This is a genomic window from Thermorhabdus hydrogeniformans (genome assembly GCF_049310025.1).
Taxonomy (GTDB): domain Bacteria; phylum Bacillota; class Thermosediminibacteria; order Thermosediminibacterales; family Tepidanaerobacteraceae; genus JBJYKD01.
This window is the reverse complement of sequence record NZ_JBJYKD010000035.1, coordinates 14,875-29,038: the sequence shown is the minus strand read 5'-3', so window position 1 is coordinate 29,038 and position 14,164 is coordinate 14,875. Positions and strand designations below refer to the sequence as shown.

The window sequence follows — 14,164 nt, the reverse complement described above, 5'->3', positions numbered from 1 at the left end:
ATATATAGAACCCTTACTTTTAAAAAGGAGGCAGATATAATGCCGGGAACAGAGCTGGCACAATACGGCCTTGCGACATTCGCCGTCGCAGGGCTGATTTTTTTGGTGGATAGGTGGATGAAACAAAAGGGCGAAAATGACCTTGCGGAGGTGGTAAAGAATAATACAAAAGCACTGGAAAATCTCACAACATTACTACAAGTAACCATGGCCCGCCAGGAGGCCAAGATTGATGAGCTTCTAGAGAGGGCGAGGCGGTGAAGTCATGAGAGGGTTTTGGAATGATCCGAATGGGCTTACAATTGATGAGTTTGCGGCGCTGCTGGTCTTGCCGCTCTTTTTATTTGTGGGTGTTAAGCTGGCCATGGCTAAAGACATTTCCTCCACCCAGGTCGACTTCTTCACTGTCTTGACCTACCCGATCCTGGCCGTGGTAGCAAGACAAGCGGTAGAACGTATTGGATGGCCATCGATGGAGAAACGGAGCGCTTCTGTATTGCCAGCTACCACATACTACCAGGAGCCCGTGGCTACCGCTACCTATGTTCCCAGAAGTGAAAGTGACGGTGATGGCGAACAACCGGCAACTGTAAACTCATCTAACCAACCATCCATATAAGGGGGTGCACCATGCATGAAAGTTTGTATTGACCCGGGACACGGCGGGAGCGACCCGGGGGCTATGGGGGTGAACGGCCGGCCCGAAAAGGAAACCAATCTCCGTGCTGCACTTCTCGTTGAGCAGGAACTAAAAGCCCGGGGCATCGATGTTTTGATGACCAGGCGGGGCGACCGGGACATCGGTCTATCTGAGCGATGCCAAATGGCAAACCGCTGGAGGGCTGATATCTTTGTGAGCCTCCATGCGGATGTTGCCGGCGGGCCGAGTGCTAAGGGACATCACGCTATGCACAGTATCCACTCCCAGCCCGGCAAGGGCGGCAATAAGCTAGCGAGACTTTTGGTGGATCAGGTAACGCTGGCTACAGGCAGGCAACCATTCCAGCGGGGAGATAATGGAGTCTGGTCTCGCGAGAGCGAGAAAAATCCGGGGGTTGACTACTATGCAGTAATCCGCGAGACGGATATGCCAGCGGTGATCATCGAGCGCGGCTTCCTCACCAACCCGGAAGATGCGTCCCTGCTGTTCGATGAGAACTTCTTGCGGAAACAGGCCCAGGGGATTGCTCGGGCCATCATGTTATATTTCGGATTAAACATTCAGGAGGTGGCTACAGCCATGTTCAAGGATATTGTAGGTCACTGGGCACAAGGAAACATCGAGCACCTGGCCCAGATCGGGGTTGTCAGTGGGAAAGGCGACGGGAACTTTGACCCTAATTCCCCCATCACCAGAGCGGAGGCGGCTGTCATTGTGGACAGGTCCATCAAATACGTCCTGGCTGAAGTCCAAAAAATGATTAAGGGGGCGGCGTAAATGGAAGATCTGGTTTTTCGGCTTGTATACGATGCTTTGGCTATCCTGATAACCGTGGTAGTGGCGATGCTGATTGGTTTGCTTAAGAAGAAATTGGGCGTCGAAGGGCTCAAGAAAGTGCAAGAGGAACTGACGGCCAAGCAGGAACTGGCCCTGCTGGCAGTTAAAGCTGTAGAGCAACTATGGGGTGGCGTGCTCCATGGCGACGAAAAGGTAGAGAAGGCCACCGAGATTATATCCGAACAGGCAACCAAAATCGGGTTAAATATTTCTTCCGAAGAAATCCGCACTTTAATCGAATGGGCAGTGCGAACCATGAAAGATGAATTAGGCGAGGAATGGGCCAATGCTACAAAAGCGACGGCATAAAGACACCCCCGGTTGAGGCCGGGGGAAATTTTATACCTGACGGGGAACACTAATTTTGGCAGAATTTACACTATTGCCATGGGAAGCAGAACCCCCATGGCTTTATTTTTTATTGCACCGATTACAGTTATATTTATTAAGCAACGCAGTAACCTCATCATCGGGAAATTCATAACCCGAATAATTAGAGGATTTATAACCGGACCCGTCATACTTCAAATTAATTGAAGATATAAACATCGCACCAGCAGGGTAAGAAACAATCTTTTCACCATTAAAATATTCTTCATTGTCATATTTTCGGTGAAGATATGTATATAGTTGCCTTTTTGTTTTATTATAAATTGGGTTCAACTGCAAAACATATGCATCTGAACAAATAGAGGATATTTTATCGGGTATATTTGCAATACACCATTGAATAAGATTCTTAAGGGACATATTCTTTTTGAAATTATCAATATTTAGTGCTGAAATTCTTTTGTTCAGTTCATTGCGTGGAAATATTTCCAATAGCCTTTCAGGATCTTGAACGCATCGAAGGATACCAGAATCTATCAACTCTGAAAATTCATCATTACGCATAACACCAACAATCTCTTTCTTGTGATACAAATGTTCTAAAAGAAAGGTTTTTAAAGCAATCTGTGCTTCACTGGAAAGAGCTTCAATGTTAGATACTGATTCTGCAAGATTCAAACTATCGGCAGGTGGAGGGTTTTTGATCTTCCTTGAATCTGTTTCTACGGAAAGATTAATCATTTGTAGTTCGATTGCTAATCGGTACATATGCTTACATGGTAAACGCCGCCTTATAAAGTCAATACAAGTGCATTCATTTAAAGTAGTATTATAATAACCATGCGAACCGCTAAATTGACCGCAACAATTTTCTTTATCAATATGTAACGGAGTGCATTCAGCTTTCCTTGCGCTTGCAATTCGTTTTTGCTGATCAATAGATTCATGAACTGTCGAATCCCATTTACCGAAATTCATAACAACCTTCCTTTCTTAATGCCGTACTATCATTAAACGGCTTTTTGATGGGAAGGTATTCTACAAAAAGCATTATTTTCCTCTATGTTTAGCAAAAATTTTTACTATAAAAACTTACTTTTGCATTATTTTTATAAAGAGTTTTCCAAAATCAATAATTCATGAGAAACTATCTTCTAACATTCTTCTAACGAATTTAATATAACAAGGTATAATTTAATGATATACCATGTAATTAATAAAACCGTGCAATCCACGTGGCGCAAGACTTTAAGGGATATGGAATAATTTAACATAATTAAATATAATATACCTAATCAAACTCGTAATGCGCAGGTCGTGGGTTCGAATCCCACCATCAGCTCCAAAAAAAGCAAATAATGGCGCGGCTTTCGAGACGAAGCGGTGACTAAGTTGGAAGGAAATGGTTTTTGGTCGCCGTTTGGTCGCGAGCCGCGAGGAGCGGACAGGGACATATCCTGTCCTATTTTTTTTGCCCGCTTCCTTGGAGCACTTCGTCAAAACGGAACATGGCCTCGCGTTCGACATCGGGCATTTACGCAGCACTGGTTCCATCTGTTCATCAATCAGGCAAAACACGCTTTCTGCCGGTGAATAACCCCCATGCGGTCTATAGCATAGAAATACTGGCCGTCTGGACAGCCGCGGATTGTTAATAAAAAGCTTCCACTCCTTTCCGGCATTAACCGCTCCAGTTTGCCAATCTGGGGGTTGAAATACCCGGGCTGGCAACCGTGTTGGGCCTTTGTTCTCCTCGGCGGCAAAGGCCGTTTTCTAATTTCTAAGCTTCCAAAATAGCAGCGTCATTCCGCCTGGCTGGACTGAGGTCCTAATGATTTGAGCAAACCATATAGAGGTAAACGATTTGTTGTATTTATCCATGTTCCCTCCAATAGAAGTGTACTTATTATACTTCTACAAAAATCAATTTGTACCTTATATTTTGAAGGAAATTTTTGTACCAAAAAGTACCAAATTTATATCATAACCTCTGATGAATTATTTATGAAATGTCAAAAAGGTATTGACTTGGAGTTAACTCCAGCATGTACACTCTGATTATGGAGGTGAAATAAACTATGACAATCGCAGAAGGAATTAAAAACTGGATAAGCTGGACATCAAAATTGCAGGATACGAAAATACCGTTTTGGATGCGGAGAAAGAATTACCACAAACGGAGGGATGAATATAAGTTTTAATATGTATGTCCCCCCACAAGAATATTGTTTGGAAAAGGGCAATTAAACAACCTGACATTCAAATAATGCCAGGAAAAAAAGCCATGATTGTGATTTCAAGCGGTAAATCCGCCAAAGAAAACGGCTACCTGTGCCGTAGGAACGGCTTCGTATTGCTGGGGTGGAGACTGACGTATTTGACAAGATAAAATAGGTATAAACTTCTGGGAATGACAATGCGTGCGGAAATGGAGCGAATTAACCTTGGCGGCGGTAGCGGCCTGGATGCTGCCAAGGCTGTCGCTGCAATGGCGACCAATGAAGGGGACTGTTTGGGACTACATCCACAGCGGAAGCGGCAAAGGAAATAATGCAAAATCCTCCGCTCCCCATTGCAGCAATTGCTACCACGCCGGCTACTGGCACAGAAGCGGATGCCGGGGATGTGGTTTAAGGCAGGTATGAAGGGTTTAGAAGACAAGAAAGGAGAGTATGAATATGGCTAAACAAATCCTTATTGTGTATTTTACCTGGGCCGGAAACACGCGTAAAATTGCAAATCTAATTCACAGGGAGATTGGTGGAACCATTTTTGAAATACAGCCTGAAGTGCCCTATCCCAATTCATACAATGCGGTTGTGGAGCAAGCAAAGAAAGAAATACAGGCAGGTTATAAGCCTCCCTTAAAAACAAAAATCGATCATATTGAATCTTATGACATAATTTTTGTTGGTTCACCCAATTGGTGGAGTACGATAGCCCCGCCGGTTGCAACATTTTTATCTGAATATGATTTGTCAGGGAAAACCATCGTACCCTTTTGTACCCACGGCGGAGGGGGTAAGGGGCGAATGATTAGTCATATTGTGAAGCTATGCCCTAAATCAACCGTCCTGGAGGAATTTGTAATATATGGGAGCGGCGCCGGAGACGCTCAGGCCAAGGTGTCCGCATGGCTGCGCAAAATAGACATTACCCAGTGAAAAGGGTTGTTTACGATCCGTAGAAGGAGGGTTACTATGAACCGCGTTGAAAAAAGTGAAAAGAAATTAAATAGTTGTTTGATGAGATGGAATTTTCCGCGTTCACAACTGATCCGGATGTCCAAGATATCCACTCTATGCCTTACGATGTCAATATAAAAATATTAGGGAGGTTCTATTGTGCTAAACTTTGATTTTTACAACCCAACACGTATTTTATTTGGTAAGGACAGAGTTGAGGGTAAAGACATCAGCAGTGAATTGACTGAAAACGAAACGAAATCTATTGTTTATATGACAAGCGACATAAGTCCCGCTGGATTAATGGCAGTTTACGAAGCGCTGGGGCATAAGCTCCCCGGTAAAGTGGCAGTCAAAATCAGTACGGGTGAACCTGGTGGACATAATTTCCTTTCCCCCGCTTTAATTAAAGATTTGGTACAATCGGTAAACGGAACAATCGTTGAGGGCAATACTGCCTACAGCGGCAAACGGTCTAATACAGCCCAGCATAAACAAGTCGTAGAAGATCATGGGTTTACCGCTATTGCTCCTGTAGATATTTTGGATGAAGAAGGTTTTATTTCTTTACCTTTTGAAAAAGGAAAGCATATCAAGGAAGATTTTGTCGGTTCCCATTTTAAAAACTACGATTCTTTTATAATACTTTCACATTTCAAAGGACATGCCATGGCTGGTTTCGGCGGCGCAATAAAAAACATATCAATCGGTATTGCGTCAGCCGGTGGAAAAATGTGGATTCATACAGCCGGGGGCACCGATAAAACCAGTGATTTTGCTCTCTGTTTCGAAACCCAGCAGGAGGCGTTTCTAGAGTCTATGGCGGAAGCAGCCGGCGCTGTAATAAATAGTCATGGAAACAAAATTGTGTACATCAATGTGATGAATAATCTGTCAGTTGACTGTGATTGTGACTCGCATCCTGCCGATCCTACAATGGCGGATATTGGTATTCTTGCCTCTCTCGATCCAGTAGCGCTTGATCAGGCTTGTGTGGATCTGGTTTATACCGCTCACGACGGACATGATTTGATAGAGCGAATAGAATCGAAAAAAGGTATCCATACTCTGAAGTACGCTGAAGAACTTGGCCTCGGCAGCAGGACATACAAGCTGGTAAGAATAGATGAATGATGCGCTATTATTCCTGATTGGCATTGTCTACACGGTGTTGTTGAGGAAACGGGCAATAACTCAGGATATTACATTGGACATAAGCCAAAAGATTCGTGGAAGAGCACTGTGATTTTCTTCAATAACTTATGTCCTATCATGCTGACCAAACAGCTTGCAGTCGAACTCTTAAAAGACAGACGCAAATTATACTCTGTCTCTTTAAATAAAATAGCAGCGCGGATAGTGCTACTATTTAAAAACTCTTGACTTGGGGTTATCTCCAAGTGTTATATAATTATCGAACATCGGAGGTGAAACCGCATGACTATTGCAGAAGTAAGCAAAAAATATGATATTTCACAGGATACACTCCGCTATTATGAACGCATCGGCCTCATTCCTCGTGTGAACCGCAATAAAAGCGGAATCAGGGATTATACGGAAGAAGACTGCAGGTGGATTGAATTCATCAAATGTATGCGAAGTGCGGGTGTTCAAATTGAAGCGCTGATCGAGTATGTCACGCTGTTCCAGCAAGGCGACGCAACCATCGAGGTCAGAAAACAGATCCTAATCGAGCAGCGCGGGCAGCTCCTCGCACGCATAGAGGAGATGCAGAAAGCACTGGAGAAGCTCAATTTTAAAATTGAAGAATATGAAACTAAGATTGTCCCGGCGGAAAACAAACTAAAGAGATCGGAGAATTAACAAAATATGAAAAAATATTTTTATATTGTCTAACAGCCCAAAAAAAGGCAGAAATTCCGAACTGTTGTGCGATGAGTTTATGCACGCCGCATAGGAAGCCGGAAATCAAGTGGAAAAAATCTTCTTAAAAGATGAAAAGTCAACTACTGTCTCGGTTGCGGCGCTTGTTACAATCGGGGCGAAAACAGCCCTGGGGTTAACGATGGCGGCACAACGTCCGGAGTTTGCACAGGTGTTCGGCTACCTCACATGTCTGGAACAAAAGGGCATTGAGGTGAGAATCGGGGACCAGGGGGAAAATATACCGGCTAAAAATATCGTAACACCCGAAAAGTTCAACCGGCCCGACGTAAAAGATATGGCCGTTGATGCCGTAAAAATCCTACATTAAGTCTTTTTACCATTGCGCTTCGTCAGCGATATACCGTGCTCCACAGCGTAAGCGTCTCCCCACTCGCACATTTTTACAAGTATCTCCTGGAGTCTTTTGCCGCACTCGGTGCTGGAATATTCTACTTTCGGGGGCACTTCGGCGTAGACCTTCCTTGATATCAGGCCGTCCTGCTCCATCTCCCGGAGTTGCTGGGTCAGCATCTTCTGGGTGATGCCCGGGATTAACCTTTTTAGTTCGGAAAACCTTTTTACGCCTTCGTTTAGATACCAGAGGATGATTAATTTCCACTTGCCGCCGATTAAATCCATCGTAAGCTCTATAGAACAATCATATTCGGGTTTTATGTGAGACATGACACTCCCTCCCCTAGCGGCTTGACACCTTTTGTGGTTTCTATTTGGTAACTATAATATAAAAATGTGCGTACTTTGCGATTTTAACCATATTGTTTATAATTTAATTATAATAAAATCATTAACAAAATCAAATAATATTTAACATAGAACAAACAGGTCTTGCCTCAAAACACCAGTGTAACGTAAGAGGGATAAAGGCGCATACTGAATATCCTGAAAATAAAAAATGGATGGAGGTCATTTCATGTCAAAACTTTTTTCCAAGATTAAAATAAAGGACATGGAAGTAAGAAACAGGATTGTAATGCCGCCCATGTGCATGTACAGTTCTGATGATAAAGGTTACCCCAATTCCTGGCATTTGATCCACTACGCTACCAGGGCCGTAGGGGGCGTGGGGCTGATCATCACTGAGGCCACGGCGGTGGAAAGAAGAGGCAGGATATCCGCAAGGGATCTGGGCATATGGGCCGATTCACACATAGACGGGCTTGCGGGGATAGTGGCCGAAGTTAAAAAACACGGGGCCAGGATAGGGATACAGCTGGGGCATGCCGGAAGAAAGTGCGGCGCGGCGGGCGAAGATCTGATTGCCCCGAGCCCCATAGCCTTTGACGGAACATACGGCACACCCAGAGAAATGACGAAGGACGACATAAAAGAGGTGGTAAATGCCTTTAAAGCCGCGGCCCGGAGGGCATACAAAGCCGGCTTTGACATCATAGAGATACACGGCGCCCACGGATACTTAATAAATGAATTTCTTTCCCCTCTCACAAACAGGCGGACGGACGAATACGGAGGCAGCCTTGAAAACAGAGCGAGGTTTTTAAAAGAAGTGGTAGGGGCGGTAAGGGAAGTATGGCCCGAAGAAAAGCCTCTTATGGTCAGGGTTTCCGCCGAAGACTATGCGGAAGGTGGAAACCATGACACGGATGTGGCCGATATCATTAACCTGGTGAAGGGCGAAGGAATAGATATAATTAACGTCAGTTCCGGGGCGGTGGTTCCCGCAAAGATAAACACCTACCCGGGTTATCAGGTGAGGTTTGCGGAGACCATCAGGAAAATGACCGGGCTGCCGGTGATAGCCGGCGGGTTGATAACACTACCCCAAATGGTCGAAGAGATTCTGCAAAACGAGAGGGCGGACATGGTATACCTGGGCAGGGAGCTCCTGAGAAACCCGTACTGGGCCTTCGGCGCCGCAAAGGAGCTGGGCGATGACATAGACTGGCCCCAACAGTATGAAAGAAGCAAGACATGATTTCCGCCAATAACCGCCGGGCCTGACGTTTAACCCGGCGGACGGCTCATATAAAGAAACTTGAAAGTTTTTCTAAGCGATTTACCATATCAGTTTTAAAATTTGTATAAGAACTTTTAAGGCGGCCTCCATCACACGCCGCTTATTGAGCTATCTGTATAAAGGTGCTTGATAAACTCATTAAAAAGTTTTGAGCGGTACTTATCCTTATGATATATTATATTGAAATTTCTTACGAATCTTACGCCTTCCATATTTATTTTTAAAAGCCTGCCGCTTTTAACTTCTTCTTTTATTGCTATTCCTGACACGACTGAAACGCCAATATTTGCCTCGACGGCTTTTTTTATTGCTTCGGTATTGTTTAACACATGTGTGATTTTATAAGTCAAATTGTATTTTGACATGGTGTTTTCGAAAACCTCTCTTGTACCGCTGCCCTGCTCGCGGATGATTAAGTTTTCTTCTTTTATTTCTTCGGGCTTGATACTTTTTCTTCCTGCCCAGGGGTGATCTTTTGAACATATGAGATAGAGTTCATCATCGATGTAGGGTTCCACAATTATTTCTTTTGAATGTACAGGTCCTTCCACAAGACCGATGTCAATACGGTTGTCAAGCACCATGTTTTCTATCGCTCCCGTATTGTCAATAGCAAAAGGTATGTCTATGTTCTTGTATTTTTCATTGAATTTCCTGATCATTTCCGGCAATAAATATGTGCCTATGGTTGTGCTTGCACCGATGCGCAATTTTCCGGTATTCATATTTGCTATATCCTCAATCATGCTTTCAGCTTCTTCTATGAGGGCAAGTATTCTCCGGGCGTATTCAAGCAAAATTTCTCCGGGATATGTCAACAGGAGTTTTTTATTTATACGGTCAAATAATTTTACTTTTAGTTCGTCTTCTAATTCTAAGATGGCCTGGCTTACTGCCGGTTGGGTCATATAGAGTTTTTTTGCCGCTTGTGACATGCTGCCGTACTCATAAACGGTTAGAAAAATTTTAAGTTTCCTCGGATTCATCTATATACACCTCATAAGTGATTGCTTATATATTTAATAATATCATATTATTTTACTAATACAAGAACTGGTCTTATAATGTAGTAAATGAGGTGGTATGGATGATATTTAACGAAGGGAAGATAGGAAATCTCAAGCTAAAAAACCGAATGGTTATGTTGCCCATAGTGACAAATCTTGCTCAAGATGGATTTGTTACCGATAGAGAGATAGAATACTACACCAGGAGGTCAAAGGATGTATCCCTGGTCATAGTAGAAGCAAGTTACGTAAATATCCTCGGCAAGTTTTTTAAAAATCAACTTGGGATAGACAGCGATGAAAAGATTAACGGACTTAAAAAGTTATCAAATATAATCCGTAAAAATGGGGCAAAAGCGGGAATACAGCTTGCCATGCATAATCCAAAGTTTAAGCCTGCAGACTTTTCAAAAGAAGAGATACAGGGGTTTATAGAAGATTTTGCGAAGGCGGCAGTGAGGGCGAAAAAGGCCGGTTTTGACATGGTGGAGCTTCATTTTGCCCATGGATGGTTTGTGAATCAGTTTTTATCACCAGATGTAAACAAAAGGTCAGATGAATACGGCGGAAGTTTTGAGAGAAGGGCCAGGTTTGCTGTGGAGATACTGCACAGGGTTAAGTCTTATGTCCCCGATATAGCGGTCATATGCAGGATCAATGCCGACGATTTTACGGTGGGAGGATTTAATATCGAAGAAAGTGTTGGGTTCGCAAAAATGCTTGAAGAAAACGGCGCCGACGGGCTTAACATTTCTGCGGGTGTCGGTTCCTCATCGGAATACCATATATCGCCAATGGGTATGGAGGACAGGCCGCTATTGAATCTTGTAAATAGGATAAAAAAGAATGTCGGCATTCCCGTTATAGCGGCCGACAAACTTGGGTTTGCAGGAGACTGGGAACGAATTTTAAAGGATAATGTGGCCGATTTTATAGGAATAGCCAGAGGCCTTATCAGTGATCCGGATTGCATTGCAAAGCTTAAAAAGGGAAAAGGCGATGACATAAGATATTGCATACACTGCAATCAGGCTTGTATAGCCTATATATTAAAGGGGCTTCCCATCTCCTGTATGATAAACCCCGAAGTGGGAAGGGAGTCGGAATTCGATGTAAAAACAGATAAGCCTTTGAATATCGCGGTGATAGGCGGTGGACCGGCGGGTATGGCAGCGGCCGTATATCTTGCGAAAAAAGGCCATAGAGTTGAGTTGTTTGAAAAAAGTGATAAACTTGGCGGTCAGTTAAATATAGCGAAAATACCACCGTATAAAGGAAAAATAGGCAGGATCGTGGAGTATTTAGAGAGAGATCTAAGAAAAAATAATATCGGCGTACACTTAAACAGAAACGTAACAGTTGAAGAAATAAAAAACGCGCCTTTTGACAAAGTTATAATTGCAACCGGTTCCGTTCCCTTAAAGATTGATGCAGACATAATCTCCTATCAAGCCGTCGATGTTTTGTCCGGCGATTTGCCGGAGGGTACGGATATCATCATAATTGGCGGCGGCCTCACAGGCCTTGAAACCGCCGAATTCCTTGCGGACAGAGGCAAAAATGTAACTGTGCTGGAGGCAAAAGAAGAAGTAGGGGATGGAGTATTCCCGATGGTAAGGAAGTTGCTTTTAAACAGACTCAAAAAACTTAATGTGAGCATAATTACGGAAGCCGCAATAAACCGGATATCATATAAAAAATTGTCATATAATGTGCATGGAGTTGAAAAAGAAATAAAATTTGATGACATTGTTATAGCTATAGGAAACAAGCCGGATGAGACCTTAAAAGAATTAAAAGGTAATGATAAATACATCTTTATAGGCGATTGCAATGTAGTGGCAACAGCCGTTGAAGCCATAAGAGAAGGAGCGGAGCTTTCATTAAAAATATAAAAAAGCGTTACTAGAGAAACAAGTTATTGCCGTGGTGCTGTATTGCGTGTTTTTAAGCCGTAATTAGCGTTGGTGTCGCTTTTGTTCTTTTTCACTGCTGTAAAGCAGAATGAAGGCGGTAAAATAGTTGAGACTGTGTGAAATCAGGGCGACATTTTTGTGTAAAAATACCCCCCGAATTAAGGCGGGGGGTCGGTTCAGCTTTTGACCGCTTCCACGAACCCGGAAAGCCTGTGTTCATGGCCGTCGTTGAAACTGGTGCTGAAAGAAAAAAAGTGAGTATGGTAACCGCCGGGCAGGAGAACCGACGGCCTCGTGGAGGTCCTCAGATAATGGAAGTGGCCGTCGCTGAAGGTGGTGATGCCCTCTATTTCATGGTAATGCCTTCTAAAAACGGTAGTTGCAATAGGCGTTCCGGTGATGCCGATATGCATGTGGCAGTGGCCGTCGTTACAGCTGGTGAGGCCAGAATGCGAGTGGACGTGCCTGCGTGTTTTATCCGTTTCGTCATAAGCCGGCATGGGGATCACTCCTTATATTGTTCTTAATAAACATTATGAATTTTGCACGGTTAATGCATCTTGTCATAAGATATTTCACATAAAATCAACTTATATAATCCCCGCGAACAGGGCGCTGGAAATACCGATGCTGAGGAAGTTGACCAGATCGTTGTTCACAAAACTCAATCCCCTTACGAGCGGGTTTGGTTTGCCGTTGGAGAGCCTTTTTTCGGTTTCCCCTTCCATTTCTTCCGAATAATACACGCCCTGCAGGGTTGCTCCCAGCAGCGAATCGAGCAAAGATCCGAGGAACCCCCCCAGCGTTATCATTCGGAAGCTCTGAGCGTAGCTGAACGCCAGGTTGCCGAAATTTATCAGTTTTAATCCGGCTGCCGCAGATATGCCTATGAGCATGGCACCCATCAGCGCGGCGAAGGTCCCAAAAAGGCTCACCGCCCCCGAAGTGCCTTTTTCTACCCTTTTTAAGGTCCTGAGCGAAATCGGCCGGTTTTTGTTCAAAATTCCGAGTTCGGTAGCCCAGGTATCGGCATTGGCCGCTGCAAACGAAATCCCCAGCAGCACCAGAAAAGATGGATTTTTTGTGACATAGAAGAGCACCGAATAGATGAGTCCAACCCCTCCGTTGGCTAGAACCTGGAATATGTCCCTGCGCCCCGTTTTTTCAAACTGGCGGGCGACCTTTTCCTTCATGTTCTTTTTAAAATGGGAAAGAAGGCTGGATGATATAAAAAAGACCATCATGAGAAAAGACCCGAATATCCCCGATGTGGCGTACATTATGGTGCCCAGGAACGTGGCGCCTATGGAGCCGTCAAGGGTCAGAGAATTTTTCAGATAGGCGACATTCGCGATCAAGAAGCTCAGGGCAAAACCTACCGCCGCCATGTAAATGAAAATAAATAAGTTCGAATCTTTGATCATATGTAAAAAGTAGTAGGAGGCCAGCGCGGTTACAACAGGGACGGTAAGGTTGTCCGTACCATAGGGCGCAAAGGCTTCTGAAATTGTGGCAAGAAGCGCTATCACAAAACTCGCCCTGAGGACATACGGGTTAAATCCCGCAAAAAGGCTTAGAGCGAAGGCAATGGCGGCAAAAGAAAAAGCGAACATGGCGACTGAGCCTTCGAGGCTCTTCTCATTTTTGAAAACCCTGTACTTCAATTTACCGAATTTCACGCCCGCGATCGCCGCCAGGCCGTCGCCGTATCCCATGGCGAGGGCCCCGGCAAGGCCCAGGTACTCAAAACCTCTTCCCCAGAGACCCCCATCCCATGTCAGGAGGATTAGGACAATCAAAGAGATGGGGAAATACACCGTTCCCAGGTCCGAGTTGTCTTTGCCCCTCTCCATGCCCTTGAATATGTTTTTCTTGTGGGAATAATAATTTACCGCCACAAATAAAACCGGAGGTATAAGGGCGTATTTTATATCATCTATGAGTAACATCGCCACAAGCCACCAGTGGGACACCCCGATGTGGACAAACTTTCTGGTGAACTCGTTGCCAAATCCTCCGGCCTTTCTCAAGACTTCCGAAATTATTATTACACCCAAGACAAATAATATGGAAACGACAACCCCCATTACGTCCTTTGTCACCGTTTAAACCTCCCATTGTGAAGAAACCCGCTTGATAAACATAACATCATGTTTATTTTATATAATATTTCCTCTTATAGCAACATTTTAGGCGAGTATAGTGTTACAATTTATATAAATACTAAATACAGATTAATTTTTACCCGGATAAACCGGGGCAGGTTGAGCGGTGCCCCATGTTATCACGGGTTTCCCTTTCACCGCAATCCCAGAACGATGGGTGAAATTACGCCGCAAAAAACC

The 14,164-nt window shown here is 44.1% G+C and carries 15 protein-coding genes and 1 pseudogene; 11 read left to right on the top strand and 5 right to left on the bottom strand.

Features of this window, described 5'->3' with window-relative positions:
- The 4 genes from ACKX14_RS13655 to ACKX14_RS13640 form a co-directional block, all read left to right on the top strand.
- A partial coding sequence (locus tag ACKX14_RS13655; RefSeq protein ID WP_422448568.1) for a hypothetical protein occupies positions 1-261 on the top strand: 261 nt, incomplete at its 5' end.
- A gap of 4 nt (positions 262-265) precedes the next feature.
- On the top strand, positions 266-619 hold the full coding sequence (locus ACKX14_RS13650; RefSeq protein WP_422448566.1) for a hypothetical protein: 354 nt from the start codon (positions 266-268) through the stop codon (positions 617-619).
- A 15-nt stretch (positions 620-634) separates the two neighbouring features.
- Positions 635-1,438: an N-acetylmuramoyl-L-alanine amidase gene (locus ACKX14_RS13645; RefSeq protein ID WP_422448564.1), complete on the top strand. Its 804-nt coding sequence runs from the start codon at positions 635-637 to the stop codon at positions 1,436-1,438.
- Positions 1,439-1,807, top strand: coding sequence for a phage holin (locus ACKX14_RS13640; RefSeq protein ID WP_422448562.1), 369 nt, complete (start codon positions 1,439-1,441; stop codon positions 1,805-1,807). It begins immediately after the preceding gene.
- Positions 1,808-1,909: 102 nt separating this feature from the next.
- Here the strand turns inward: ACKX14_RS13640 and ACKX14_RS13635 are convergent, their stop codons facing one another.
- Positions 1,910-2,806, bottom strand: coding sequence for an SWIM zinc finger family protein (locus ACKX14_RS13635; protein WP_422448560.1), 897 nt, complete (start codon positions 2,804-2,806; stop codon positions 1,910-1,912).
- 1,465 nt (positions 2,807-4,271) lie between these two features.
- On the opposite strand from ACKX14_RS13635, the pseudogene ACKX14_RS13630 reads away from it, so the two are divergent.
- The 5 genes and pseudogenes from ACKX14_RS13630 to ACKX14_RS13610 all read left to right on the top strand — a co-directional run.
- Positions 4,272-4,459 (top strand): annotated as a pseudogene (locus ACKX14_RS13630) (iron-containing alcohol dehydrogenase); the annotation flags it as partial.
- A gap of 47 nt (positions 4,460-4,506) precedes the next feature.
- Positions 4,507-4,992, top strand: a complete 486-nt coding sequence (locus ACKX14_RS13625; RefSeq protein ID WP_422448558.1) for a flavodoxin — start codon at positions 4,507-4,509, stop codon at positions 4,990-4,992.
- Positions 4,993-5,241: 249 nt separating this feature from the next.
- The gene (locus tag ACKX14_RS13620) at positions 5,242-6,147 is read left to right on the top strand and encodes a DUF362 domain-containing protein (RefSeq protein WP_422448570.1); all 906 of its coding nucleotides are present in this window, start codon (positions 5,242-5,244) and stop codon (positions 6,145-6,147) included.
- A 303-nt stretch (positions 6,148-6,450) separates the two neighbouring features.
- Positions 6,451-6,837 (top strand): MerR family transcriptional regulator, encoded by a 387-nt coding sequence (locus ACKX14_RS13615; RefSeq protein WP_422448556.1) that lies wholly within the window; start codon positions 6,451-6,453, stop codon positions 6,835-6,837.
- 109 nt (positions 6,838-6,946) lie between these two features.
- Entirely contained in the window at positions 6,947-7,228 is a 282-nt protein-coding gene (locus ACKX14_RS13610) for a hypothetical protein (RefSeq protein WP_422448554.1), read from the top strand.
- Here the strand turns inward: ACKX14_RS13610 and ACKX14_RS13605 are convergent.
- Entirely contained in the window at positions 7,225-7,584 is a 360-nt protein-coding gene (locus ACKX14_RS13605) for a winged helix-turn-helix transcriptional regulator (protein ID WP_422448552.1), read from the bottom strand. The genes ACKX14_RS13610 and ACKX14_RS13605 overlap by 4 nt on opposite strands.
- A gap of 247 nt (positions 7,585-7,831) precedes the next feature.
- On the opposite strand from ACKX14_RS13605, the gene namA reads away from it, so the two are divergent.
- Positions 7,832-8,854, top strand: coding sequence for an NADPH dehydrogenase NamA (gene namA / locus ACKX14_RS13600; RefSeq protein ID WP_422448550.1), 1,023 nt, complete (start codon positions 7,832-7,834; stop codon positions 8,852-8,854).
- A 131-nt stretch (positions 8,855-8,985) separates the two neighbouring features.
- Here the strand turns inward: namA and ACKX14_RS13595 are convergent, their stop codons facing one another.
- Positions 8,986-9,882, bottom strand: a complete 897-nt coding sequence (locus tag ACKX14_RS13595; RefSeq protein ID WP_422448548.1) for a selenium metabolism-associated LysR family transcriptional regulator — start codon at positions 9,880-9,882, stop codon at positions 8,986-8,988.
- A 101-nt stretch (positions 9,883-9,983) separates the two neighbouring features.
- On the opposite strand from ACKX14_RS13595, the gene ACKX14_RS13590 reads away from it, so the two are divergent.
- Positions 9,984-11,798, top strand: a complete 1,815-nt coding sequence (locus tag ACKX14_RS13590) for an FAD-dependent oxidoreductase (RefSeq protein ID WP_422448546.1) — start codon at positions 9,984-9,986, stop codon at positions 11,796-11,798.
- A gap of 197 nt (positions 11,799-11,995) precedes the next feature.
- Here the strand turns inward: ACKX14_RS13590 and ACKX14_RS13585 are convergent, their stop codons facing one another.
- Positions 11,996-12,319 (bottom strand): YmaF family protein, encoded by a 324-nt coding sequence (locus ACKX14_RS13585; protein ID WP_422448544.1) that lies wholly within the window; start codon positions 12,317-12,319, stop codon positions 11,996-11,998.
- A 90-nt stretch (positions 12,320-12,409) separates the two neighbouring features.
- A complete protein-coding gene (locus tag ACKX14_RS13580) occupies positions 12,410-13,921 on the bottom strand; it encodes a DUF92 domain-containing protein (protein ID WP_422448542.1) in 1,512 nt (503 codons plus the stop codon).
- Between the last annotated feature and the right edge of the window lie 243 nt (positions 13,922-14,164).